The organism is Mobilicoccus sp., from assembly GCF_032060985.1.
In the GTDB taxonomy this organism is placed as follows: Bacteria; Actinomycetota; Actinomycetes; order Actinomycetales; family Dermatophilaceae; genus Mobilicoccus.
In genome coordinates this window covers 86,203-107,612 of the sequence record NZ_DAMBGD010000016.1, presented here as the reverse complement: position 1 = coordinate 107,612, position 21,410 = coordinate 86,203, and the positions used below count along the sequence as shown (strand labels likewise).

20 protein-coding genes and 2 pseudogenes are annotated in these 21,410 nt (G+C 68.1%); 8 read left to right on the top strand and 14 right to left on the bottom strand.

Annotation, left to right across the window (positions count from 1 at the left end; all coding sequences use genetic code 11):
* Positions 1-141 precede the first annotated feature (141 nt).
* The 5 genes and pseudogenes from RT054_RS12740 to RT054_RS12720 form a co-directional block, all read left to right on the top strand.
* Positions 142-306: pseudogene (locus RT054_RS12740) on the top strand (transposase); the annotation flags it as partial.
* Positions 307-446: 140 nt separating this feature from the next.
* Positions 447-1,478: a sulfate ABC transporter substrate-binding protein gene (locus RT054_RS12735; protein WP_313024112.1), complete on the top strand. Its 1,032-nt coding sequence runs from the start codon at positions 447-449 to the stop codon at positions 1,476-1,478.
* A 5-nt stretch (positions 1,479-1,483) separates the two neighbouring features.
* Positions 1,484-2,380 carry a sulfate ABC transporter permease subunit CysT gene (gene cysT, locus RT054_RS12730; RefSeq protein ID WP_313024110.1) on the top strand — a complete coding sequence of 299 codons (897 nt, stop codon included), beginning with the start codon at positions 1,484-1,486 and terminating at the stop codon, positions 2,378-2,380.
* Positions 2,377-3,186 carry a sulfate ABC transporter permease subunit CysW gene (gene cysW / locus RT054_RS12725; protein ID WP_313024107.1) on the top strand — a complete coding sequence of 270 codons (810 nt, stop codon included), beginning with the start codon at positions 2,377-2,379 and terminating at the stop codon, positions 3,184-3,186. Before cysT ends, cysW begins: the two co-directional genes overlap by 4 nt.
* The gene (locus RT054_RS12720; protein ID WP_313024104.1) at positions 3,183-4,193 is read left to right on the top strand and encodes a TOBE-like domain-containing protein; all 1,011 of its coding nucleotides are present in this window, start codon (positions 3,183-3,185) and stop codon (positions 4,191-4,193) included. Before cysW ends, RT054_RS12720 begins: the two co-directional genes overlap by 4 nt.
* Before the next feature lie 5 nt (positions 4,194-4,198).
* On the opposite strand, the pseudogene RT054_RS12715 reads toward RT054_RS12720, so the two are convergent.
* From RT054_RS12715 to RT054_RS12690, 6 genes and pseudogenes are all read right to left on the bottom strand, one after another.
* Positions 4,199-4,340 (bottom strand): annotated as a pseudogene (locus tag RT054_RS12715) (IS3 family transposase); the annotation flags it as partial.
* 641 nt (positions 4,341-4,981) lie between these two features.
* Positions 4,982-7,342, bottom strand: coding sequence for a heavy metal translocating P-type ATPase (locus RT054_RS12710; protein WP_313024101.1), 2,361 nt, complete (start codon positions 7,340-7,342; stop codon positions 4,982-4,984).
* Between the two features lie 170 nt (positions 7,343-7,512).
* Positions 7,513-7,791 (bottom strand): hypothetical protein, encoded by a 279-nt coding sequence (locus tag RT054_RS12705; RefSeq protein ID WP_313024098.1) that lies wholly within the window; start codon positions 7,789-7,791, stop codon positions 7,513-7,515.
* A 116-nt stretch (positions 7,792-7,907) separates the two neighbouring features.
* Positions 7,908-8,831, bottom strand: coding sequence for a F510_1955 family glycosylhydrolase (locus RT054_RS12700; protein ID WP_313024096.1), 924 nt, complete (start codon positions 8,829-8,831; stop codon positions 7,908-7,910).
* Positions 8,828-10,348, bottom strand: coding sequence for a multicopper oxidase family protein (locus tag RT054_RS12695; protein WP_313024094.1), 1,521 nt, complete (start codon positions 10,346-10,348; stop codon positions 8,828-8,830). Before RT054_RS12695 ends, RT054_RS12700 begins: the two co-directional genes overlap by 4 nt.
* A gap of 19 nt (positions 10,349-10,367) precedes the next feature.
* A complete protein-coding gene (locus RT054_RS12690; protein WP_313024091.1) occupies positions 10,368-10,610 on the bottom strand; it encodes an SHOCT domain-containing protein in 243 nt (80 codons plus the stop codon).
* A gap of 169 nt (positions 10,611-10,779) precedes the next feature.
* On the opposite strand from RT054_RS12690, the gene RT054_RS12685 reads away from it, so the two are divergent.
* Complete coding sequence (locus tag RT054_RS12685) at positions 10,780-11,505, top strand: response regulator transcription factor (protein ID WP_313024088.1); 726 nt, start codon at positions 10,780-10,782, stop codon at positions 11,503-11,505.
* Positions 11,502-12,617, top strand: a complete 1,116-nt coding sequence (locus RT054_RS12680) for a cell wall metabolism sensor histidine kinase WalK (protein ID WP_010849401.1) — start codon at positions 11,502-11,504, stop codon at positions 12,615-12,617. Before RT054_RS12685 ends, RT054_RS12680 begins: the two co-directional genes overlap by 4 nt.
* On the opposite strand, the gene RT054_RS16540 is transcribed toward RT054_RS12680, so the two are convergent.
* Entirely contained in the window at positions 12,607-12,909 is a 303-nt protein-coding gene (locus tag RT054_RS16540; RefSeq protein WP_396837291.1) for a DUF1016 N-terminal domain-containing protein, read from the bottom strand. The genes RT054_RS12680 and RT054_RS16540 overlap by 11 nt on opposite strands.
* Positions 12,910-13,075: 166 nt before the next feature.
* Complete coding sequence (locus RT054_RS12675) at positions 13,076-14,629, bottom strand: S8 family serine peptidase (protein WP_313024132.1); 1,554 nt, start codon at positions 14,627-14,629, stop codon at positions 13,076-13,078.
* A 261-nt stretch (positions 14,630-14,890) separates the two neighbouring features.
* Here RT054_RS12675 and RT054_RS12670 point away from each other — a divergent pair, with 261 nt between their 5' ends.
* Positions 14,891-15,343 (top strand): hypothetical protein, encoded by a 453-nt coding sequence (locus tag RT054_RS12670; protein WP_313024135.1) that lies wholly within the window; start codon positions 14,891-14,893, stop codon positions 15,341-15,343.
* A gap of 76 nt (positions 15,344-15,419) precedes the next feature.
* On the opposite strand, the gene RT054_RS12665 is transcribed toward RT054_RS12670, so the two are convergent.
* From RT054_RS12665 to RT054_RS12640, 6 genes are all read right to left on the bottom strand, one after another.
* The gene (locus RT054_RS12665; RefSeq protein WP_313024082.1) at positions 15,420-16,394 is read right to left on the bottom strand and encodes an ATP-binding protein; all 975 of its coding nucleotides are present in this window, start codon (positions 16,392-16,394) and stop codon (positions 15,420-15,422) included.
* A 214-nt stretch (positions 16,395-16,608) separates the two neighbouring features.
* On the bottom strand, positions 16,609-18,267 hold the full coding sequence (locus RT054_RS12660; protein WP_313024079.1) for a TniQ family protein: 1,659 nt from the start codon (positions 18,265-18,267) through the stop codon (positions 16,609-16,611).
* Entirely contained in the window at positions 18,264-18,572 is a 309-nt protein-coding gene (locus RT054_RS12655) for a hypothetical protein (RefSeq protein WP_313024077.1), read from the bottom strand. The genes RT054_RS12660 and RT054_RS12655 overlap by 4 nt, the downstream gene beginning before the upstream one ends.
* Positions 18,569-18,949 (bottom strand): hypothetical protein, encoded by a 381-nt coding sequence (locus tag RT054_RS12650; protein ID WP_313024075.1) that lies wholly within the window; start codon positions 18,947-18,949, stop codon positions 18,569-18,571. Before RT054_RS12650 ends, RT054_RS12655 begins: the two co-directional genes overlap by 4 nt.
* On the bottom strand, positions 18,946-20,361 hold the full coding sequence (locus tag RT054_RS12645) for a TniQ family protein (protein ID WP_313024073.1): 1,416 nt from the start codon (positions 20,359-20,361) through the stop codon (positions 18,946-18,948). The genes RT054_RS12650 and RT054_RS12645 overlap by 4 nt, the downstream gene beginning before the upstream one ends.
* Positions 20,358-21,344: a TniB family NTP-binding protein gene (locus RT054_RS12640; RefSeq protein ID WP_313024070.1), complete on the bottom strand. Its 987-nt coding sequence runs from the start codon at positions 21,342-21,344 to the stop codon at positions 20,358-20,360. Before RT054_RS12640 ends, RT054_RS12645 begins: the two co-directional genes overlap by 4 nt.
* Between the last annotated feature and the right edge of the window lie 66 nt (positions 21,345-21,410).

Below are 21,410 nucleotides of genomic sequence, written 5' to 3'. Positions count from 1 at the left end.
CAGAATTCACCGCCACAACGCCACAGAATCAGGACGGTGGATCAGGGCTCAGCGATCGGGGCGACTCCGCCCGGCGAAGGGTGGCGGCGCCTGCCGCACGCATGACGTCGGGAACCTCATGTCGGCGACCCGAAAAGCAGCTGGGGTCGGGCCGAGGCGCTCTTGCACTCGATCTACGACCATCCCGACGCCGATGCCGCACGCGCCCGGTTCGACCGCGTCATCAAGGCGTTGGCCAAGAAGTTGCCCACCGTGGCCGAGCACCTCGAACAAGCCCATGCCGATGGCCGCGCCACGCGGGCGTAAGCGCAGTCTGACCACATAGCAAGACATAACGGGTGATTATTGGTGGCATAACTTGGAGACGCGGTAAAACTCTCGCACGACGCATTGGAAGTGCGCCGGGGGCAGCCGCCCCGTCCCACCACGAAGTTCAGGAGCCCACCATGACCACCCGCCGTTCCGCACTCGTCGTCCTCGTCGCTGCCGCGTCGATGGGGCTGGCGGCCTGTGCCGGTGGTGGGGCGAGCGACACCGTCGGTGCCACCGCCGCAGCCGAGCCCGCCGCGGGCAGCACCGTGAACCTCTACGCCTATGCCGTGCCGAAGCCCGGCTACGACAAGCTGATCCCGGCCTTCCAGGCCAGCGACGCCGGCAAGGGCGTGCAGTTCCAGCAGTCCTACGGTCCCTCGGGTGACCAGTCGCGCAAGGTGGCGGCCGGCGCCGACGCGGACTTCGTGAACTTCTCGGTCGAGCCGGACATCACCCGCCTCGTCGACGCCGGCCTCGTCGACCCGAGCTGGAACTCGAACCGGTACAAGGGGATCCCGTTCGGCTCGGTCGTCACGATCGTGGTGCGCAAGGGCAACCCGAAAGGCATCAAGGACTGGGACGACCTGCTGAAGCCGGGCCTCGAGGTGGTGACGCCGAACCCGTTCAGCTCGGGCTCGGCGAAGTGGAACCTTCTCGCGCCGTACGCCACCAAGAGCAACGGCGGCGCCGACAAGGCCGCTGGCCTCGCCTACATCTCGACGCTTGTCGGCGACCACGTGAAGATCCAGCCCAAGTCGGGGCGAGAGGCCACCGAGGCCTTCCTCCAGGGGTCCGGTGACGCGCTGCTCAGCTACGAGAACGAGGCGCTGTTCATCGAGCGCAAGGGTGACCCGGTCGAGCACGTCACGCCGCCGTCCACCGTGAAGATCGAGAACCCCACCGCCGTGGTGAGCACGGGGAAGGGCGCCGAGAAGGCCAAGGCGTTCAACGACTTCCTCTTCACCCCCGAGGCCCAGGAGCTGTGGGCGAAGGCCGGGTTCCGTCCGGTCGACCCCGCCGTCGCCGCGAAGTACGCCGGGGACTTCCCTGCTCCGAAGAAGCTGTGGACCATCGCCGACCTCGGTGGCTGGAAGGACGTCGACGCGACCTTGTTCAAGAAAGACGTCGGTGACATCGCCAAGATCTACGACGCGGCCACCAAGTAGGAACCATGACGACAACCACCGGACGCGTTCGCGAAGACGTCCTCGACGGTTCCTGCGCGCCCGACCCGACGGCCGGCACCCCTCCCACCCGGGAGGGGCGCCGGCCCCCGCGGGCGCCCGGGCGCGCCCTCGGCATCGGTGTCGTCGGGCTGTGGCTCAGCGTCATCGTGCTGCTGCCCTTGGCGGCGCTGACCGTGCGGTCGTTCGACGAGGGACTCGCCGGTTTGTGGGAGGCCGTGACGGCGCCGGTCGCGCTCGCCGCCATGAGGACCACGCTGCTCGTGTCCGTGGCGGTGGCCCTCCTCAACGCCGTCATGGGCACGCTCGTCGCGTGGGTGCTCGTGCGCGACGACTTCCGCGGCAAGGCGTACGTCAACGCCCTCATCGACCTGCCGTTCGCCCTGCCCACCATCGTCGCCAGCATCGTGCTGCTCTCGCTCTACGGGCCGAACAGCCCGATCGGGGTGCACCTCAACGCCACCCGGTGGGGCCTCGCCGTCGCCCTGGCCTTCGTGACACTGCCGTTCGTGGTGCGCTCGGTACAGCCGGTGCTCATCGAACTCGACCGTGACGCCGAGGAGGCCGCGGCCTCTCTCGGCGCATCGAACACCACCACCTTCCGGCTCATCGTGCTGCCCACACTGGCGCCGGCCATCATCAGCGGGGCCGGTCTCGCGTTCGCCCGCGCGGTGGGCGAGTACGGCTCGGTGGTGCTCATCGGCGGCAACATCCCGCACCAGACCCAGGTCGTGTCGCAGTACATCCAGCAGCAGATCGAGGTCGACCGGCCGGCCGACGCCGCCGCCGTGTCGGTGGCCCTGCTCGCCATCTCCTTCGCGACCCTGTTCCTGTTGCGGCTCTGGGGCAGCCGCGCCCAACGGCGGGAGGCGCGAAGCGCATGACCACCACCCGCGGTTCTCGGATCACGCTGCGCGTCGTGGCACTCGCCTACCTCTTCGGCCTCATCGCGCTGCCGATCCTCGTCATCCTGTACCGCACCTTCGAGCCCGGCATCGGCGCCTTCCTCGACTCCATCCGCACGCCGGCAGCCATCGCGGCGCTGAACCTCTCGCTGCTCATCGTCGCGATCGTCGTGCCGCTCAACGTCGTCTTCGGGGTCTTCACCGCCATCGCGCTCGTGCGCTGGCGGGTGCCAGGACGCGGCCTGATCCATGCCGTCGTCGACCTGCCGTTCGCCGTCTCGCCCATCGTCGTCGGCGTCTCGCTGATGATGCTGTGGGGGGCGAGCGGCTGGTTCGGTGGGGTGGAGGAATCCACCGGCATCCGGGTGATCTTCGGCCTGCCCGGCATGGTGCTCGCGACGCTGTTCGTGACGCTGCCGTTCGTCGTACGCGAGGTCGAGCCGGTACTGCACGAGATCGGCACCGAGCAGGAGCAGGCGGCCTCGACCCTGGGTGCCTCCACCTGGCAGATCTTCTGGCGGATCACGGTGCCGGCCATCCGCTGGGGCCTGACCTACGGCGTCGTGCTCACCGTGGCGCGCTCACTCGGGGAGTTCGGGGCGGTGATCATGGTGAGCTCGGGCTTCCCGGGGGTCTCGCAGACGCTGACGCTGCTCGTGCACTCGCGCTACATCGACGACCACAACACCTACGGCGCGTACGCGGCGGCGACCCTCCTCATGGGCCTGGCCGTGGCGACGTTGCTGCTGATGACCCTGCTCGACCGTAAGAGGAGCACCCGATGATCACCGTGTCGAACGCCCGCAAGAGCTTCGGAGACTTCGTCGCCCTGGACGACGTGAGCCTCGAGATCCCCTCGGGATACCTCACCGCCCTGCTCGGGCCGAGCGGCTCGGGCAAGTCGACGCTGCTGCGGGCCATCGCCGGGCTCGAGCGGCTCGACTCGGGGGTCGTCGCGATCGGAGGGGTCGACGTCACCGACGAGCCCCCGCAGAAGCGCGGCATCGGCTTCGTCTTCCAGCATTACGCCGCGTTCAAGCACATGACGGTGCGCGACAACGTGGCCTTCGGACTCACCATCCGCAAGCGGCCCAAGGCCGAGGTGCGTCGCAAGGTCGACGAGCTGCTCGAGATCGTGGGCCTCGTCGGCTTCGAGAACCGCTACCCGGCCCAGCTCTCCGGTGGGCAGCGGCAGCGGATGGCGCTCGCCCGGGCGCTCGCCGTCGACCCGAAGGTGCTGCTGCTCGACGAGCCGTTCGGAGCGCTCGACGCCAAGGTGCGCGCCGACCTGCGGTACTGGCTGCGTCGGCTGCACGACGAAGTGCACGTCACGACCGTGCTCGTGACCCACGACCAGGAGGAGGCGCTCGACGTCGCCGACCGCATCGCGGTGCTCAGCAAGGGCCGCATCGAGCAGGTCGGGGACCCGGTATCGCTCTATGAGCGGCCCGCCAACGACTTCGTGATGTCCTTCCTCGGGTCGGTGGCGCGCCTCGGTGGCCGGCTCGTGCGGCCGCACGACATCGTGCTCGAGCGCGACCGGCTCACGGCCCTCGCGGCCGACGCCCGCACGCAGGACTCACCCGGGGTGGTCGAGGCGACCGTCGAGCGGGTCGTGCGCCTCGGCTTCGAGGTGCGCGTCGAACTGCGGGCCGACTCCGGTGAGCGGTTCGCGGCGCAGATGACCCGTGCGGAGGCCGACCGCCAGCCGTTCCAGCCGGGCGAGATCGTGTTCGCCCGCGCCGTGCGTCCCTCCGACGCCACCGACGCCGAGCCCGCCCTCGCCATCTGAGATTTACCTGGTCGGTCACCGGCGTCGACCTCGGCCTGGCGGACCCAGCGCCGCAGCGTACCGGCCGTCCCGACCCCGAGCTTGTCGTCGACCGCAACGATCGCAGCCCCATTGCGACGGAGACGACGGACGCACCCCGGCGACCATCCGCACCGCCCGCACCCGCAGTTCCGGCGGGCACCACCTGACACGACGTCCCATCACTGGGATCCTCCCGACTCCGGAAGTCTCCGGACACGCCAGGAGGTGTCACGGTGTACTCGGACCTGATGACCCGTCGGGTCGAGCTGGCCATGACGCTGTTGCCCCGATCGCCCATGCGTGTGACAGACGTTCTGCGTGACGGTCGGATTCTCCTCCCTTGGACCAGTCAGCACGTGGATCAGCGAGCTGGTTGGGATGCCCCAACTGCCTACCGCGAGTGGGCGAGCACATGGGACAACGACGGGGTTCCCGCGTCGTGCGCCGCGTCGCAGACCCGTCCCGTGAGTGGATCGCCACACAACCGAACAGCCCATCACGAAAGTCAAGGGACTGCTGCAGCTACGGGTGGCGTCTGACCGGGGCCTGCCGTCAGGGGTCTCTGGGTCAACGATCACGCGCGCTCAGGGCTTCGTCGCCCTACTTTGCACACTACCCACCGAGGAGGGCGGGCTGTGCAAAGTAGCCCGCGTAGCGGTGTTGTCGAGATGCAGCGAAGACTGCACCATGTCGTGCGGCGCACTTTGCAGAGATCGGCTCGTCCGGTGGGGTCGCGCAATCTCCGTGCCCGGCCCTCCGGCGTGGTCTCAGGTGATTGTTTGTGCGCGGAGGCGGAGTGCGTTGCCGATGACGCTGACGCTCGATAAGGCCATGGCTGCGGCGGCGATGATCGGTGAGAGCAGGAGCCCGAAGACGGGGTAGAGGACGCCGGCGGCGATGGGGATGCCGAGTGCGTTGTAGACGAAGGCGAAGAAGAGGTTCTGTCGGATGTTGGCCATCGTTTTCGCTGAGAGGTTTCGGGCTCGCACGATGCCGGTGAGGTCGCCTTGGAGGAGGGTGACGCCGGCGCTTTCGATGGCGACGTCGGTGCCGGTGCCCATGGCGATGCCGACGTCGGCGGCGGCGAGGGCGGGGGCGTCGTTGACGCCGTCGCCGGCCATGGCAACGACGTGGCCCAGGCTGCGGAGCCTGGTCACGATGTCGCTCTTGTGGTCGGGCAGGACTTCGGCCTCGACCTGCTCGATCCCCAGGGTCGCGGCGACGGCTTGGGCGGTCACCCGGTTGTCGCCGGTGAGCATGACGACGTGGATGCCGTCCGCACGCAGTGTTTTGAGGGCGTCGGGGGTGGTGGCCTTGATGGGGTCGGCGATGGCGAAGAGTCCGGCGAGCTGGTCGTCGATACCGATGTAGATGACGGTGGCGCCGTCGCCGCGCAGGTGGTCGGCCCTCTCCCGGACGTCGGTGCTGTCGATGCCGTGTGAGTCCAGGAAGGTGGCGCTGCCCAGGGCAACCCGGTGCCCGTCGACGACACCTTGGGCGCCGCGACCGACGGGTGAGTCGAAGTCGGTGACGTCGGGAACATCGAGGCTTCGGGTCGTGGCGGCCTCGACGATCGCCAGGGCCAGTGGGTGTTCGGAGGAGCGTTCAACCCCGGCGGCAAAGCGGAGCAGGTCGTCCTGGGAGTGACTACCGGTGGCGACGATGTCGGTCACGGTGGGTCGGCCTTCAGTGAGGGTGCCGGTCTTGTCGACGACGAGGGTGTCGACCTTCTCCATCCGTTCGAGAGCTTCGGCGTTCTTGATCAGGACGCCGAGGCTGGCGCCGCGGCCGACGCCGACCATGATCGACATGGGTGTGGCCAGTCCGAGTGCGCAGGGGCAGGCGATGATCAGCACGGCGACGGCAACGACGAGGGCGTGTGCCAGTTTGGGGTCGGGTCCGACCAGGCCCCACACGATGAACGCGATGACGGCGATGACGATGACGACGGGCACGAAGATGCCGGCGACCTTGTCGGCCATCCTCTGGATGGGTGCGCGGGAGCGTTGCGCTTCTGAGACCATGGCCACGATCCGGGCCAGCATGGTGTCGATGCCGACCTTTTCGGCTTCCATCATCAGCGCGCCGCTGCCGTTGATGGTGCCGCCGATGACGGGGTCGCCGGTGGTCTTGGTGACCGGCATCGACTCGCCGGTGACCAAGGACTCATCGACGGCGGAACGGCCATCGATGACGGTCCCGTCGACGGGGACGGCTTCGCCCGGGCGGACGCGGAGCCGGTCGCCGCGCTGGACGGCGTCCAGGGGGATCTCTTCGTCGTCGCCGCTGTCGGTGATGCGGCGGGCCGTCTTGGGGCTGAGGTCGAGCAGTGCCTTGATCGCCCCGGAGGTTTGCTCGCGGGCCCGCAGCTCGAGCACTTGGCCGAGGAGGACCAAAGTGGTGATGACGGCGGCGGCCTCGAAGTAGACGTCGACGGTGCCGTCGTCGCTGCGGAAAGAGGTGGGGAAGATCCCCGGCGCGAGTGTCGCGACGAGGCTGAACAGCCAGGCGATGCCGGTGCCCATCGCGATCAGGGTGAACATGTTGAGGTTACGGGTCCGGACCGAGGCCCAGCCGCGCACGAAGAAGGGCCACCCCGCCCAGAGCACGACCGGCGTGGCCAGGAGCAGTTGCGCCCACACCGACGCGGTGGCCGGGATCAGGTCGTGCAGCCACGGGACGAAGTGGCGGCCCATCTCGAGAATGACGATAGGGATGGTCAACGAAGTGGCGACCCAGAAGCGGCCGGTCATGTCGGCCAGTTCCGGACTTGGCCCGGTGTCGGCGGTCACGGTGACCGGTTCCAGGGCCATCCCACAGATCGGGCACGACCCGGGGCCGAGTCGGCGGATCTCGGGATGCATCGGGCAGGTCCACTCCGCGACCTCACCCTGCACTGGCGAGGTCGCGGCGGGGATGCCGCTTGGGGCGCCGACGGCTTGGACATACGCGGACGGGTCCTGCCGGAACCGGTCGCGGCACCTCTGGGAGCAGAAGTGGTATGCCGTGCCGTCGTGATCGAGGGTCAGCGCGGTCTCGCGGTCGACGTCCATCCCACAGACGGGGTCGGTCGCGCCCGGTCGGGTGGGCACGTTGTCGTGTGGGGCGAGTTGGTGTTCGTGCTGCATGTCCGCTGCTCCTGACGTGGCGCTCGGGATGCCCCTGAAATGCAGGGCCGGGATCGTGTGGGTCAGCGTCGGCTGGCGGAGTAGCCGGCCTCGGTGACCGCGCGGATGACGTCTGCGTCGTCGACCGGGAGATCGCTGATGATCGGGAGTTCGCCGTTGGCGCGGTGGTCTCAGTGTTTGGGTTGGTTGTTGCCGTGGTTCATCCAAGCCATCATCAGGCCCATCATGAGCAGGCAGCCTGCGGCGTAGATGAGGCCGCCGAGGCCGAGGCGGCCGGTGGCGATCAGTGCACCGACGAGCAGCACCATGGGCAGGCACATCAGCCACATGAGCCAGTGATGGCGGGCCCCGTGGTGCGCGTGTGGGCCCTGGGTGTCTTCGGCGGCGGGCGTGTTGGTCGGTGTGGTGAAGGCGGCGTACTCGTCGGGGTGTTGTGTCGAGTGGTTCATCGTTCCGCTCCTTGGATGTCTTCCCGGGCGGGTGCCTGGGTGTTCTCAGCCTGCGCAGCTGTTGCCGAGGTGGGGCCGTGGTGGCGTGAAGGTCTGGTCAAGATCGCGTCGCCGGATCATGGCAGGAGGTTCTCGGTGGTGGTGCCGCCATCGAGGGTGCGCAAGACCTTGCTGTCGGCGACGACGACGATCTCGAGGCCCCCGTCGCTGCCGCGCCGCGCGTGCAGCGCCTCAGCGGTGCCGATGCGTGTGGGGTTGAGGGTCCAGGTGGCTCCGGCGTCGCTGCTGACGCCCAACTGGCCGGTTGTGGTGGCGATGACGATGGTCTTCTCGTCGGCCCAAGTGACGAGCAGGGCGGTCCCGGGCGGGGACAGTGGTCGCCAGGTGCTGCCGGTGTCGCTGCTGGCCAGGAGCCCGGCTTCGGTGGTGGCGAGCAGGGTCCCCGAGGTGGGGGCCGCAGCCAGTGTGCGCGGCGGAGCGGGGATCGTGCGGGTGGTCCACGTCGTGCCGTCGGTGCTCGACCGAAGGACCCCGTCGAAGCCGATCACCGCGGCGGGGCCGGCGGTCAGGGCGTGGAAGTCGGACTGTCCGCCGCGGGAGGCCACTCGCCAGGTTCGGCCGGCATCGGTGGAGGTGATGAGTCCGACCGGCTGTGGGAGGTCGACCCCGGCGCCGGGGTGTCCGGAGGCGTAGTAGGTGCCGTCGGGGGCGACGGCGAAACCCATCAGGTCGATGACGGGGCCGCTTTGTACCAGCTCGCCGTTGACGTGGCGGAAGAGTCCTTCGTGGGTGGCCAGGAGCAGTTCCCCGGAGTTGGGGTCGCGGGCGACGGCGTGGATGTGGGTGATGGCTACGGGAGGCTGGCTCGACGAGGTCGCTGCCGGGGACGACGCTGCGGCTGTGGCGGCGGGCGCTGTGCCAGGGGACCCGCCGCGTGCCGAGGGGGTGGCGGTGCCCGTGGAACCACAGGCGGTCAGCACGGCCAGTGTCGCGAGGGCGCTACCGGCCAGGAGGAGCCGACGGCGGGCGCGGGTGTTCATGTCGCGTACTCCAGCGCGATCATCATGCCGGCCTCGGCGTGGTAGATGTTGTGGCAGTGGATCATCCAGTCGCCGGCGTTGTCGGCGTCCAGGTCGATCGCGAAGGACTGCATCGGCGCCATGAGGACGGTGTCCTTGCGCAGCCCGGAGGGCAGGGCGAAGGTGTGCCCGTGCAGGTGCAGCGGGTGGGTCATCATCGTCTGGTTCGTGGCGTTGATCCGCAGCCGTTGGCCGGCCTTGACGGTCAGTGGTTCGTTCTCCCCGAACTTGGCACCGTTCATGCCCCATTGGTAGGGCTTCATCGAGCCTTGCAGCGCGAGGTCGACGGTGGCATCCGGGGCCTTGTCCGGTAGTTTCGCGGACTCCGCCGGCCGCAGCTGGGAGCCGATGAGGACCTGCCCGGACAGCTCGGCCGGAGCGGCGTCGACGCCGGGCGCGCTGCCGCTGCCGGTGCGGACCACCGCGATCGCCTGTCCGCCGCTGGTCTTGCCGAACGGGCGGGCCACGAGCGGGAACACGCCGTCGCCGAGGGTGACGATCGCGTCATAGCGTTCACCCATCCCGATGTAGAACGCGCTGACCTCGGTCGGTTCGACGGCGTGGCCGTCACTGTGGGTGATCGTCAGCCGGTGTCCGCCAAGCGCGACGGTGAAGATGGTGTCAGAGGCGGCATTGATGACGCGCAACCGGATCCGCTGACCCGGCTTGGCGGTCAGAACATCGGGGTCGGTGGGTGGTTTGCCGTTGATCAGGAAGAACGGGTAGGTCACGTCCCCGGCATCACCCCACGGAGGTGTTCCCATCGACATTCCGCCCATCGACCCGTGGTCCATCCCGCCCATCGACCCGTGGTCCATCCCGCCCATGCCGCCGGAGGAGGCGGGACCGCCGTCGGCGATGAGTTTCTTGAGGACGTCATCGGGTGTGGTGCCGGTGCCGTCGATCCAGTCATCGAGGACGACGATCCACTCGGCGTCATAGTCGCCGGCTTCGTTCGGGTCGTCGATGATCATCGGTGCGTACAGGCCTCGGTCGAGCTGGACCCCGACGTGGGGGTGGAAGAAGTAGGTGCCCGGGTCGGGTGCGGTGAACTCGTACACGTATTTGGTTCCGGAGCTGATCGGGTCCTGGGTCAGGCCGGGCACGCCGTCGGCGGCGTTGCGCAGCCGGATCCCGTGCCAGTGGATCGTGGTGTCGGCCGGAAGCTGGTTGTCCAGGGATACCCGCAGGAAGTCCCCGGCACTGGCCCGGACCAGCGGCCCGGGGAGCTTCCCTTCGTACGCCCAGGTCGACACGGTTCGACTGCCGAGGTCGAGACTGACCGGCTTGGCCACCAAAGTCTTCTCGACGAGACGTTGGCCCGGCGACGGGGAGAGCGGGGGCGGGGCGCCGAAGGTGCGCGACGGCATACCTGCCTTCCCCGGCGCCGATGTAGTGCATGCCGCCACGGTGGCGGTGGCGGCGATGGCGAATCCGCCGAGGAGGATATTTCGTCGCGAGAGCAGGGGGGAGGTCATGGTGCCTTTCACGGTGGGGTCAGTGGCCATCGACGATCAGGCGGCGTCGTTGCTCGTACTCCTCGACGCTCACCTCGCCGCGCGCCAGGGATTCCTTGAGCAGCGTCAACGGATCGGGGCGTTCCATGCCGCCCCCCTGCCGATCCCGGGCCGGGAGCAGGGCGCGAACCACCAGGACCACGGCGATCCAGAACGTCAGGGTTCCGGCGGCCATCAGCAGCCACATCCACCAGCCCATGCCGTACCCGTTGCCCCACATCATCGGTGCTCTCCTGACGCTGTCCTGTCGGCCTCATGAGGAGGCGGACATGACCACTGTCCGTGGGCGACCTCAAGGCCCGGCCGTGGTCACGTTGAGATTTGACGAAGATCGTCCCCCGAGAAGGGCCGGGAGTGGACGAGGTTCGCTCTTGAGCCGGGAGACTGAGGCGGTGAGCACGAACCCCACACCACCACCGGCAAGGGTGCTGGTCATCGAGGACGAGACCACGCTGGCCGGCCTGATCGCCGCCTACCTGTCCCGGGCTGCGTACGCCACGACGACCGTCCACACCGGACCCGACGGGGTGCAGGCCGTGCGCGACCACGCCCCCGACGTCGTCATCCTCGACCTCGGGTTGCCCGGGCTGGATGGCATCGAGGTATGCCGCCAGATCCGAACCTTCTCCGACTGCTACGTCATTGTCGTCACCGCTCGCAAGGATGAGGTCGACACCCTCATCGGCCTGTCCGTGGGCGCGGACGACTACGTCACCAAACCGTTCAGCGTCCGCGAACTCCTCGCCCGCGTCCAGACCGTGCTGCGCCGCCCCCGGACCGGGCCCACGAGCGCATCAGAGACACCGAGCAGCGAACCGATCCGAGTGTTCGGGATACTTCGTGTTGACCCCAACGGCCATCGCGTCCACCTGGCCGACACCGAGGTGGCCCTCACTCCCACCGAACGAGACCTCCTCATCACGCTGGCTCGACGACCCACGATGGCCTTCACCCGCCGCCAGCTCATCGATGACATCTGGGGAACCGACTGGGTCGGGGACGAGCACCTCGTCGATGTCCACGTTGCCCACCTGCGCCGCAAACTCGGCGACGACCCCGACACTGGCCGCTACGTCACGACCGTACGAGGCATCGGCTACCGGATGGGACAAGGATGACCACCACCCACAGCCCCTCGTCAACCGGCCTCGCGACCAGGCTCCTGGCCGGTCAGGCCATCGTCCTGGTGGCCGGCGCGCTGACCGTGGGACTGGTCGCAGCCGTCATCGGGCCCCCGATCTTCCACCAGCACCTTCTCGAAGCCGGACACCAGCAGAACTCTCCCGAGCTCGTGCACATCGAGATGGCCTACCGCGACTCATCCCTCATCTCCGTCGGGATCGGCCTGCTCATCTCGCTGCTCGCCGCAGGCGCCGTCACCTGGTTCCTCACCCGCCGACTGCGCCGCCCCCTCGAGCAAGTCACCCACGCGGCCCGCGAACTGACCATGGGGCACTACGCCATCCGCGTCCCTGCTATCGCTGCCGGCACCGAACTCGAAACCCTCGCCGCAGCCTTCAACACCATGGCGGCCCGACTCGACAGCGTCGAAGACACCCGTCGCAGAATGCTCTCGGACCTGGCCCACGAACTCCGCACCCCCATCGCCACCATCAGCGCGTACCACGAAGGCCTCCACGACGGCGTAACCAGCCTCGGTCCCGAGTCCAGGGCCGCACTGGAGGAACAGACCCAACGGCTGGCCCGTCTCGCCGACGACATCGACGAAGTCTCCACCGCAGAGGAAGGCCGACTTGCGCTCGACCTCCGCAGCCACCATGTCACCGACCTGCTCTGGGCAGCCCACGACGGCATGCGCGACGCCTATGCCGCCAAAGGCATCAACCTCATCGTCGAGACCTCGACCACCGCCGGCCTCGACATCCACGTCGATCGCCACCGGATCGGCCAGGTTCTCGCCAACCTGCTGAGCAACGCCCTACGACACACCCCGCCCGGTGGGACCGTCACGCTGACCGGTCACAGCAGCCCTCACCACACGACTCTCACCGTCACCGACGACGGAGACGGAATGACCCCCGAACAACTCCAGCACGCCTTCGAACGCTTCTACCGAGCGGACTCCGCCCGCACGCACGACCGCACCGGCTCAGGCATCGGCCTGACGATCAGCCGGGCCATCATCAACGCCCACGGCGGCAGCCTCACCGCAGCCAGCAAAGGCACGGACCAAGGCAGCACGCTCACCATCAACCTGCCTACCCCGTAGCGGCACCAGGTCGCTGTCCGCCCGGCGCGAGGCGGTTGGGAAGCTTCGACGGCGCGGCTCCGACGCGGGCGTGCAGCCGGCCTTTGATGCGGCCCTCCAGGACGCCGCATCTCCACCCGGCTGCCTCCGCCCGGGCGGCGTACCAGACACGCACGTCGGGGTCGTCGAGGCGGTAGAGCAGAACCATGACGTGGCCCCACGGCAATTGCGCAGCAGCTGCTGCGCAATTGGGGTCCGTAGGCAACCGCGGAGAGTCAGTCACGGCTTGCCCACGCAAAGGCCAACGATCCATAATGTCGGGGTAGAAAATGCGGCGGAGGCATAACACGACGTTAATGTCGAGATGCGGCGAAGACTGCGCGAGGGTGTTCGGGGAACTTTGCACAACGCGACTGCGCGGGAGAGTCCGTGCAAGATGCGCGCCTTGGCATGTGTGCAAGGCGCGCAAGGCGACCGGCTCAGGTGCGGAGACGCACCCGGGTCGGCAAGCGTAGTTGTTGCCGCAAGACCTGGTGCAGATCCGCGGTCGCCAGTACACGGTCTTCTAGCGTTGCCGCGAGGGCATAGCCCTGTTTCTCATAGGTGGCGTCATCCCGAGCCCAAGTCTGAGCCTTGTGAGTTACGGCGATCAGAAAGGTCTCATTGTCGTTCACGAACGAATTCCGCCCGACCCATGCGCGGAGCTGCAAGGTGCTGTGCGTGAAGGTGTTCACGCCAGGTTGGAGGTTCAGCCTTCGGCGATCGTTGATGAGATCATTCGGATCGTCGGGGTCTTGCCGCTGCAGAATCTCGGCAAGCTCATCAGGATCGATGTCCCTATACACGTTGAACTTCATGGTCCCGGCGAGATACTCCCGCCGCTGGCGCCGAACAGGTGGGTCGAATGCAAGAGCAACGCTGATCACGCGATCGCGCCGGCTCCCTTGGCGGAAGGCCTCGGGGATCGGCATGGGGTGGATCTGAACAGTATCGACCGGCATTGCACCGTCGTACGTCATCGTGACTCGTCTGGCATCGCTTGATGTCGCTCTGTCGACGTCCGGTAATCCCAATCCGTAGACACGGTTTCGGCGATGCAGGTCGGACAGCCTCGCCGCCGGAGACGTCTGCGTGGAGCCCGCCGCCAGCAGGGCTCTGACCAAGTTCCCCGACGCGTCAGGATAGGCGTAGGCGATATCGGCAGCCACCCTGGCCACCGCTGGCGCGGCATAACTGGTCCCGTTCACCGTCGCGAAAATCTGGCCACCGGAGCCACGCGTGGAGGTGCTGATGAGAGAGGCCCCAAGATCGTTCTGCACGCTGTTGCCGGTGTCGGACACCACGAGGTTGCCACCGTAATGCGTTACGTCCGGCTTGTTGGCACGTCTCGCATTGGTTCCTAGGCCAGGCCCGGTCCGGCTGAAAGGTGCAGCCTCGTCGGCATCAGCAGCTGCCTGCCAACCGCTACGTCCAGGAAGTTCAGCAGGCGCACCACTCAAAGCGAGCGCTCCGACCGTCACGGCCAAGGCAGCTGGACCGGGCTCCGACAAACGATGCTCGGGGGCGAAGAAGAACTCTGGCTTGTCGTCGATGACATGGTGCCCGCTTGGAGTTCGGGCCGAAAGGTCGGCAGGAGCATTCCCAGTGGGAAGAACGACGACGATACCCAGCTCACGAATCAGATCGTCAATCGTCTCGGTGAGTGGCCCGAGATGAAGGTCGTTGAACGGCTCCGCGTAGCCGATGGAGAGGTTGAAGATCCTCACCCCATGAGTGCCGTGAAGGTGACGGATGGCTTCCTCGACCAAGACGTGCGGTGGTGCGTACGTCGCAAACCGCGGCGCGCGGTCTGGACGCGAGGGGTCGGGTTCAAGTATGCGAACGACCCGGACACTCCCGACAGCCGAGATGGGCAGGGCCTCCCGGAGCTCTTCGTGCAGGGCGGGGAAGAGAACGCGCCCGACTACTTCCGTGCCATGCGTCCCGCGCTGCTGCCACTGGTAGGCAGGCGGCGCTAGAGACTCGTCCGACACAACGAGTCCGCTCAGCAGCGGGTGTGCTGACTCGGGCGAATCGTCGAGGACCCCGACCACCTCGCTGACTACCTCCGCCCGAGAGGTTGTTGAGATGTCGAGATTCCTCCAGTCCCGGAAGTCCAGGAACGGGACTGGAGGTGTACGCACCAGCTCGACTACCGAGGTGTTCAGAAGGTCGTCGAGCCCAGCGGAAGAGACACTTACCCTCAGATAGCTGCGCCTCGGGGACACTGATCGGAGCAAGATCCGGCCGCCATTGTGACCCACGATCTGCTCAACGCTGCGGGTTCGCCGCTCAGCTTCGCTGTACGTGCCGCTGGGCCAGATTATGACGTCGAGCGTGTGCTGACCGCTGGGACTTCCGTCGAGGTCAGTGATACCGGGGCCGGTGCGGTCGGCAGGGCCATACGGTTCGATGTCGTCGATCTGGTTGAAAAAGGACCGCAGTTCCCCGGTTCGAACGTACCGCTCAATTGCCTGCTCGAGCGAGGAGCCCTGATCACCCGCGAGCACAAAGTAGGTGTAGTCCACTGTCTCACCCAGGACCTGCAGTCCGCGGCCCTCGAACGAAGAATCGTCTGGTCGTGCACCGGCCTTGATCTTGAATACAAGGTCGGGGTCCACACCGGCGTTCAGCTGGCGTGGGGCACGGGCTGTGCGCAGCTGCTGCCGCAGGTGCGCACCGTGCTGGCCACGCTGTCGGTTAGGTGAACCCCCGCCCGCAGGACTTGCGCGTCGCGACTGCAGTGGACGAGGGTTCGGCAGTAGGAGGTGTTCGGCCATCGCGTCACCAGGGCCGCGCGGTGATGCCTGGGAGCGCACGATGAACGTCTTGGCCCGTCACGACGGCTGAGTCTCGCAAGAGCGCATTGCGCCTGGCATCCACTACAAGCTTTTCTGCGGCGGCGTGCGGTCGACCCTTCAGTGCGCTGGCATACCGGTCGATCTCAAGTCCCGAGTGCGCGACCCCCTTCAGGCGCAACCTGAGGACCTGCCGGAGTTGGTGCACCGTTGGCAGCCCAAATGTGAGCACCTCATCGAAACGTCGCCATAGGGCCTCGTCGAGCAGTCCTGGGTGGTTGGTGGCGGCAAGCAGCAGGCTCGGACCCTGGTACCGATCCGTCATTTGAAGAAAGGCTGTGACCACCCGCTTCATTTCGCCGTGCTCAGACGCGTCGTCGCGCGATCGGCCCAACGCATCGAACTCATCGAACAGGACCACGAAGGGCGCTTGATCTGCGTACTCGAAGATTCGGCGGAGGTTACTCGCAGTCTCCCCCAGGTACGAGGAGACGACTGCATCCAACCTGACTATCAGAAGCGGTCGACCCAACTCCGCGGCGATGGCCTCCGCCGACGTTGTCTTCCCACATCCGGGTGGCCCTTGAAGGAGAAGGCGCTGGCGCCGCGGCAGGCCGGCAGCGTCCAAGGCTGGCCACTGGCGGACCTCTTCCACGACGTTCTCCAAAGCCAAGCAGACGCCCTTGTTCAAGATGAGGTCTTCCAAGAGGCGGTGCGGTTCGCGGACCTCAGCCAGGTCCCACTCGCCTTCACGGTCCGTCGGTGGTGCCGGGACGATGACCGTCGAACCGGAGTCGAAGGAGCCACCGCCAGCAACGAGGAGCTTCTGAAGGTCCCGGGCAAGCGCGTTGTGGTGCTTGGCCTGCTCTTCCTCAATAATCTCCATCGCGGCACGACGGAAGGCCAACTCGTCGCGCGCATGGAACGCGCGGAAGATCTCCTTCAGGTGTCGGCCGGCCACAGACCCATCCTAGAGACGGGGGTCAGACTGAGTGGGACGTCTTGGTGGTGGTGTGTTGAACGTCCCTGGCCTGGTCGATGCTGGCCTCGGCGCCTGACGTTGTCGCCGATCGCGGGTCAGTGGCAGCACCGTGGATGCCGACACGTCGTGAAGCCGCCAAGCGGTTGGGCCCAAGGCGGCTCCTCGCATCGCCGACGGGTGACACTCGTCATCGTCACGCCCGGTCGCGGAGTGCGTAGGCGAGTTCGAACTGCTGGCGTTCGTCGAGGGAGACAGCGAACTGGCGATAGTGGGCGCGGTCCTTCGCGCTGGGACTCTTGCCTCGCCAGGCGGGTGAGAGGTCAAGGTGTCCGTGGGCGACGTGGACCCACTGCCAAGTCAGGGCGTGAGGCTGGCTGCTGTCGCGGGTTGACGGGCGGCAGCGGCGGGCCCATTCGTCGAACCAACCACTCATGCCGAGCCGATGCCAGACCTTCGCCTCGATGGCCCGATAGTCGCGTCGGGGTGTGTCCTCGACGGCCCGCCAGATCCGGGCTTCCCACTCGTCTGCAGTGACGACCATGGTTGCCGAACACGCTCGGGCGCACCGCACCCCCATGGGGCCGGGCATACCGAATGCTTCCGCGGCTGCGGCCCATGACCTAACGTCTGGATGCAGTCGCGTCAGCGACAACGACGCAAAGAGGCGGACGGTGGCTTCACTGGAGTCGGTCGCGCCAGCAAGATGCTCGAGGTACTGCTCGTGCGGGATGACTTGCGGGATGACGAGCCGGTTGATCGGCATACGGGCTCCATCGGTTCTGGGGATGTCGAGGTGGTGGGACAGGCGCCGGTGGGGGGCACCTGCGGCCATGACAAGGCGGGTGAGCGTGGGGGTCATGACGGTGCGGTCGGCGAGCCAGCCGAGCGGGCCGTCGTTGGTGGTCGGAGTGAGCTCGGTCCACGGCGTCAACAGCCCTGCCGCGGTGTCGACGTCGGCAGCGGACAGGATCGCGTCCGCCGTCGCCAGCGCTTCACCGCGGATGCGTGGGTCGTCCGGTGGACGCAGCCCCCAGCGGGGTCCGCGGGCGGCAGTTCGGTGTGTGGCGATGGCGGCGAGGTCAGGCACCCAGGGAGCCCGGGTGTCGGCACCGGGTTGTCCGGCGAGGTGCAACAAGAGCGTGGTGAGGTGTCGCAGGTCGGCGAGGTATGCCGCGGGCTTCGCCGGTTCCCCGAGAACAGTGACGTGCTCCCCGGCGAGAGCAGCGTCGATCCGCCTCTGCGCCGCGAGCAACGCCGGTGAGGCGGGCGCCGTAGTGATGGTGGTGAGTTCGTGTTGGCACTGCTTGACCGGTCCTTGCCCGAGCGGATTCCCGCACACCGGCGTGGCGCCAACCCGGCGTAGGTGGGAGTGGCGTTGGTCGCGGAATGGCCGCCCACACGACGGACATTCCGCGACGAGGACGGCGGAGTGAGCGGTGCAGGCGGTGGCGAGCAGGAGTCGCCACGCGGTCTTCCACGTCCCGGTGTGAGCGAGGCAGGCTGGGCAGAGCTGGGTACCGTGGGCGGGGGTCCAGCCGCGCGCGGCGACCTTCCGGTAGGAGTGCCGGTCGCCCGGGTCGAGCCCGGTCAGGTCGAGGGCGATGCCGTCGAAGGCGGCGAGGGTCGCGGCATGCACGCTGGCTTCGCTGACTCGGGCGAGGGCCGCGAGACGCGAGATGGTCTCCGGGGAGGGCGCGAGGGTGAGGTAGCGGGTGCAGCCGCGGCCGCTGCCGGTGGCGTTGAGGAGCTGGGCGGTGGTGAGGCCGTTGGCGTCGGCGAGGTGCTCGAGCCATGACTCGATCGACTCACCTTCTCGGGGGGCGATGCTGACCGGCAGGGCGGCGGTGTTCATGCTGACTGCTGACGCGCTGGTTGGCGCAGCCGGTAGGTGTCGTCCCGGCCGTTGCGGTAGGCGCGGCCACCGGCGATGCCGGTGTAGCCGGAGAGCTCGGCGAGGTCGGCACACTCGGTGCTGATGGGACAGCCCGCGCAGACCGCGACCGGCGCAAGAAGGAGTCGGGCGCGGTCTTCGACGGCTTCGGCGGAGAGGTACGTCTTCTCCCAGTCGTTCCAGCGTCGGGCCAGTCCCTTGCAGTTGCCGTCCGCCAGGGTCCAAGCGGCGTCGCGGGCGAGGACCTCGCGGCTGATGCCTCTCACGGCCGCGCCTGTAGCGCAGCGGGTCGCACACAGCGAATGTCCGCGGTCGTGATGGTGATGGACTCGAGGAGCTCGATGTGGAGTCCGTAGTCGCACAGCAGCTGGTGCTGGAGGTCGGCGCGCGCTTCTTGGGCGTCTAGTTCGCTGCGGTATGTGCCGATGATGTCGTCGCAGTTCCAGAGCAGCCACACCCGATCCGCGACGCGGTGACAGGGCGGATCGGCGGCGAGGAGCTCTTCGACGACCATCCGAAGTTCCTCGGTGTAGTGGGCGTGGAAGGTGGCGTCCATGGCCGGGATCGGAGTGGCGTCCATGGCCTGCAGGATCCGGGCGGCTCGGGTTCGGAGCTCTTCGAGGTCCGGTTCGATGGTGGTCATCCGTACCTCCGGGTGACGCCGGCCCAAGTGGCCTGGGCGGCCGGGATGGTGAGCAGGTCGGCGTCGGCGAGGAGTTGCTGTCCGGTCTCGTGCAGCAGCAGCCTCGTCTCGGGGTCGATGCGTGAGTCGAAGTCGTGGATGTCCCGGTCCTGGATGTGCGCCCAAGGGCTGGAGCGCATGGGGCCGTGGGTGAACCTCGTCCAGATCCAACCCTGCGCCAGGACCTGGGTGTCGCCGCGGCCTGCGCTGGGCGGCAGGAGTCGGGCGGTGCTCGAGGGGAGCCGGGTGACGGCGCGCAGGGTGTCGCGGCGTCGCCGGTAGTCGACGAGCCCGGGGGCCAGCAGCGCGTCGAGGGATCGACCGAGCAGGTCGGCGTCCTGCTCGCGAAGGCCCGCGCGGGTGTGGATGCCGTCGATGAGCAGGCTGGTCGGTATGCCGCTCACCCCGAGTGCGGCGGTCGTCTGGTCGGGATTGGGGTCGCCGTCGTGGGCTTGGGTGATGAGCAGGTGCAGGGCGACGGCGGCTCGGGTCAGGGACAGCCACTGGCCGGGCCGTCGCGCCGGTGCGTCCTTGTCGGTGGGGAGTGGCAGGAGCGCCGGGACGTGCCCCGGATGGAGTCCGTCGCGGGTGACGTGGTGCCGCAGTCGGGTGAGGAACCATTCGAGCCGGGCCCGGTCTGCAGGGGTGAAGACGCCGGCTTGGTGTCGCCGGCAGTGCGCGGGGCGCTGGCGCTTCTCTCGGACGAGGCGACGGCCGAACAGGACGAGCAGGGATGCGACCGTGCCCGGGTCGGGTGAGGGGTAGGCGTCCCACTTGCGCGCGGCGGCGGCGTCGATCGTCGGGAGCCCGGGGTTCAGGTCTTTGGGATGGGCCTCGACTGTGGCGGCGGCGGCCTGGCAGCGGCGGCGCAGTTGGTAGAGGATGGCGCGGGCTCGGGGCTGGTCGATGGCGGTTTCGGTCAGGTCGCGCAGGATCTCGGCGAGCTCGAGGACCCGAGGGTGGGCCGCTTGCACGATGTGCGCGGTGCCGGCCTGGACGAGGTAGCAGCGACACCGGAGGCAGACGGGCATGAGGGCGGTCTGCCAGAGCAGGTCGGTGTGTCCGGTCGCGACGGTGCAGGCCGGGCAGATCCACACCACCGCGTGATGCAGGCGCCAGCCGTGGCGGCGCTGGGGGCCGTGGCCGCGGATGGCCAGCGGGTAGCGGTTCATCGTCAGGCGCCCGGCGGCATCTGCGTCGAGCCCGGCCAGCGAGGCGACGGCGTCGAGCTCGCGTCGGGGGATGTCGATGTCGTGCCGCCAGGGCAGCAGGAGCCGGGATCGGGTGAGGCCGTTGGCGTCAGCGAGCCGCGCGGCATACGAGCTGAGCGGTTCGGACGGCCGCGGGTCGGGACGTACGGGCAGGACGGTCATGACACGGCCACCTTGACCCGTCGCCGCCGGGAGGGCTGGGGCGCGACCGCGCGCAGCTCGGCTTCGCCGGCGATCGCCCGGGCGGAGAGGGGGACGGCGTCGAGGTGGGCGGTGGTGATGGTGTCGGAGCCGTCGTCGAAGGCGGCGAGCATGGCTTCGGTGAGAAGTAGGGCAGTGTCGCCGACGTAGCCCTGGGTGCGGCGCCAGATGTAGCCGGCGTGCTGTCGGGAGAAGATCCCTGCCGGTGCGCAGTCGAAGTACGGCAGCAGCACGGTCTCGGCGTCCTTGAGGAAGCGTTGCCAAGTGCGTCGGTCGTCGTCGGTGGCCAGCGGGTACGCAGTCAGGGTGAGGCGTTCGAGTCGGGAGTTGATCTGCGGGTCGAGGTAGAGCGGGGACTCGTGCAGGTCGGCGCCGACGAGGATCATCGTGCCGCCGAGCTCACCGAGCTCAGTGTTGAGGTACTTGAGGAAGTCGAGCATGTCGCGGCTGTCCTTGTTGGACACGTCGAGGAAGTGGCTGTCGTCGATGAGCAGCAGTCTCACCCCGTGCTGCCGGAAGGCGTGGATGACCCTGGTCGTGGTGACGCGAACGAGGCCCTCGCTGGGGTAGCCCATCGTCAGCAGCAGCGCGGCGAGGACGTCACGGATCTTCGAGGCGGCGCGCAGGGTGAGGTAGAGCTGCGGGATCCAGTCCGCCGTGACGCCGGGCTCTGGGTTCCACGTGGGGCGGGGGTCGGCGCAGGCCGGGCCGAGCAGGTCGCGGTATGCCGCTTGGGCCCAGTCCTTGACGAAGGTCGACTTGCCGACGGCGAAAGAGGCGCTGACCGACCCAATCGCCTTGGCCCCGGGCGGCCGGAGCCGGTTGCGGTCGACGAGTCGGGTGAGGTGGTGGGCGGCGCGCTGTGCCAGGACCGAGGGGAGGACGAGCCCGGTCATGGCGGTGGTGATCTCGTCCCAGTACTCGTCCTGGGCGGCCGCGGACATCGCGTCGAAGGTCTCGACAGGGATCGGTGTCGGCATGGTCCCGGGCGGGGCAGTGGCTTGCTGGTG

Coding starts and splice junctions, on each gene's coding strand:
- RT054_RS12735 (WP_313024112.1), top strand. CDS start 447: ATGACCACCCGCCGTTCCGCACTCGTCGTCCTCGTCGCTGCCGCGTCG.
- cysT (WP_313024110.1), top strand. CDS start 1,484: ATGACGACAACCACCGGACGCGTTCGCGAAGACGTCCTCGACGGTTCC.
- cysW (WP_313024107.1), top strand. CDS start 2,377: ATGACCACCACCCGCGGTTCTCGGATCACGCTGCGCGTCGTGGCACTC.
- RT054_RS12720 (WP_313024104.1), top strand. CDS start 3,183: ATGATCACCGTGTCGAACGCCCGCAAGAGCTTCGGAGACTTCGTCGCC.
- RT054_RS12710 (WP_313024101.1), bottom strand. CDS start 7,342: ATGCAGCACGAACACCAACTCGCCCCACACGACAACGTGCCCACCCGA.
- RT054_RS12705 (WP_313024098.1), bottom strand. CDS start 7,791: ATGAACCACTCGACACAACACCCCGACGAGTACGCCGCCTTCACCACA.
- RT054_RS12700 (WP_313024096.1), bottom strand. CDS start 8,831: ATGAACACCCGCGCCCGCCGTCGGCTCCTCCTGGCCGGTAGCGCCCTC.
- RT054_RS12695 (WP_313024094.1), bottom strand. CDS start 10,348: ATGACCTCCCCCCTGCTCTCGCGACGAAATATCCTCCTCGGCGGATTC.
- RT054_RS12690 (WP_313024091.1), bottom strand. CDS start 10,610: ATGATGTGGGGCAACGGGTACGGCATGGGCTGGTGGATGTGGCTGCTG.
- RT054_RS12680 (WP_010849401.1), top strand. CDS start 11,502: ATGACCACCACCCACAGCCCCTCGTCAACCGGCCTCGCGACCAGGCTC.
- RT054_RS16540 (WP_396837291.1), bottom strand. CDS start 12,909: ATGGATCGTTGGCCTTTGCGTGGGCAAGCCGTGACTGACTCTCCGCGG.
- RT054_RS12660 (WP_313024079.1), bottom strand. CDS start 18,267: ATGAACACCGCCGCCCTGCCGGTCAGCATCGCCCCCCGAGAAGGTGAG.
- RT054_RS12650 (WP_313024075.1), bottom strand. CDS start 18,949: ATGACCACCATCGAACCGGACCTCGAAGAGCTCCGAACCCGAGCCGCC.
- RT054_RS12645 (WP_313024073.1), bottom strand. CDS start 20,361: ATGACCGTCCTGCCCGTACGTCCCGACCCGCGGCCGTCCGAACCGCTC.
- RT054_RS12640 (WP_313024070.1), bottom strand. CDS start 21,344: ATGTCCGCGGCCGCCCAGGACGAGTACTGGGACGAGATCACCACCGCC.